The sequence below is a fragment of the Nitrosophilus sp. genome (assembly GCF_982775275.1).
Window position 1 is genome coordinate 1 of the sequence record NZ_CEXZHP010000226.1, and the last position, 2,248, is coordinate 2,248.

2 protein-coding genes are annotated in these 2,248 nt (G+C 30.3%); one reads left to right on the plus strand and one right to left on the minus strand.

Annotation, left to right across the window (positions count from 1 at the left end):
- On the minus strand, nucleotides 1–1,443 hold a 1,443-nt coding region (locus AC30RD_RS08535; protein WP_489494076.1), incomplete at its 3' end, for a nitrate- and nitrite sensing domain-containing protein.
- Nucleotides 1,444–1,563: 120 nt separating this feature from the next.
- Between AC30RD_RS08535 and ybeY the strand changes: the two genes are divergently transcribed.
- Nucleotides 1,564–1,983 (plus strand): rRNA maturation RNase YbeY, encoded by a 420-nt coding sequence (gene ybeY / locus AC30RD_RS08540; protein WP_489494078.1) that lies wholly within the window; start codon nucleotides 1,564–1,566, stop codon nucleotides 1,981–1,983.
- Nucleotides 1,984–2,248 lie beyond the last annotated feature (265 nt).

The window sequence follows — 2,248 nt, forward strand, 5'->3', positions numbered from 1 at the left end:
TATCTTTTCCTCATTTTGGGCACTTTTGTTTACAACTTCTATAAAATCCATTATAGTTTTCTTGGCAAGATCAAGTCTCTCGTTTGCTTTTGTTATCTCTTTGCTTGATTCATCAAGACTTCTAACTGAGATCTCTAAAGGGGATTTTGTAGCGTTTGCCTTACTTGTAGTATTGGATACGATAGTTGCTTCTTCTTCGGCTCTTTTTCCTATCTCCATAGCCGTAGAACTAAGTTCTGCGGCAATTGATGCATCCTCTTGAGCAGCTATTTTTGCTTGATTTATCGCATCTTTTGCCGAGCTTAAGACCTCGTTTATACTTGATGCGATCAAACCTATTTCATCTTTTGACTCTATATCGATTTTTTTTGTAAAATCTTTATTTTTCGCTACATCTTCTAAAATAGACTTGATTCTAGAAATTGGAACGTTTACGGATCTATTAGCGATTATATATCCTAAGAAAAGCGTTAAAGCTATAACTAAAAATGAGTATATACTGTTTATCAAAAGGACCTTTTTTTCTTTTAAAATTTCACTGTTTATATTTGAGATCAGTTTTTTTGAGATATAATCTTCAACATCTTTTAAAAGATTTATTTTTTGAGTAATCTTTTTAAACCAATAACCTGGATCTATTCCAAAGCCTCCTATATTTGCTTTTTTAATAGCGATATTTTCCATTCTTTTTACTTCTTGGATAACTTCACCCTTTAATTTTTCTTGATAAAAAGTTATAAAATCTCTTGGCGCCGCCACTTCAAAAGATTTTAAAAAAGCTTTTTGTTCGCTTATTAAAGTTATAAATTTAACAAAAAAACCTGGAAGAAATTGATCTCTTGCAAAAGTATTGGACAATACTGCCCTCTCAATACCGGCTCTCTCTTTTGATAATAAAAAGTTCGTATAAGCTATAAGCTCTTTTGCAAGTTTTTCGTTATGGGCATTTTTTGATATCAAAGCAATCGTGTCTAAAAAAAGAGAGTTCATTTTCGTATAATATCCTATAGCGTCTTTTGTATTAATAGCAAATTTATCTATTTTATTTCTAACTTTATCAAGAACTTTTAAAAGAGAGTATGCTTTTTTAAATCTATTTTTAATACTATTATCAATATCTTTAAAATCTTTTGATTTCAAAAACTTTTCAAGATCATCTCTTCTTTTGTTAGTTAAATCTCTTTGTTCTTTTATTTCAGCCGAAAATTTCTTTCCACCGCTTCCTAAAAAACCAGCTGTCCTACCTCTTTCTTTTTGTAACTCATGGACTAAATTTGAAATTTTAACGGCAAATTTTATACTTTTTTCAAGTTGCCTATTCAGACGATAATCTTCATAATTTTTACTTATCAATATATATGAAAGTATCGCAGTGCTAAAAACCGATACGAAAACTAAAATTATTAGTTTTGTTTTTATCGTTAAATTTTTAAAAATATTCATCTATATCCCTTTTAAAAAATTATGATATACTGGTTATTTTATAATTTTAAAAATTAAACTCTCTTAAATAGGAAGATTATTAAGATATTTTTGATAAAATTAATAAAAAAAGGTTAAAAAATGATTGAATTTGACAATAGAACAGATTATCAATTTGATATAAAACTCCTTGAAAATATAGCCGATTTTCTAACACAAAAAGATATTGAGCTAATATTAACCGACGATGAAGAGATAAGAAAATTAAATAAAGAGTTTAGGGGAGTTGATAAAGCTACGGATGTTTTGAGCTTTCCTTTAGAAGATACTCCAGGTAGTATGCTCGGCATTATAGTTATTTCATTGGATAAGGTTTTAGAAGCTGCACAAAAATATGGTCATACACCACTTGAAGAGTTAGCCCTGCTTTTTATTCATGGATTGTTGCATCTGCTTGGATATGATCATGAAACAGACAAAGGGGAAATGAGAGAGAAAGAAAAAGAGATAATTGAAAAATTTAACCTTCCAAAAAGTTTAATTATAAGAAATGAAAATTAAGGAATTAGGAATTAGGAATTAGGAATTGAGCCATCTTACCACCTTACCACCTTATCACCTTATCTCCTTACCACCTTCTCCCTTCTACCTTCAACCTTCTACCTAACCACTCAACTACTCAACTATTTTAACTATTTTAACAAACCACAAACTTGCTTCGTTTCACTCACCTTCGTTTGCTTCAAGGTAAACGGGCTGCTCCTATGCTCACCACTAAAATCTTATTTTAGGGCTCACATAAAATCGCAGCCTTCGCTCGGGCACG

Coding starts and splice junctions, on each gene's coding strand:
- ybeY (WP_489494078.1), top strand. CDS start 1,564: ATGATTGAATTTGACAATAGAACAGATTATCAATTTGATATAAAACTC.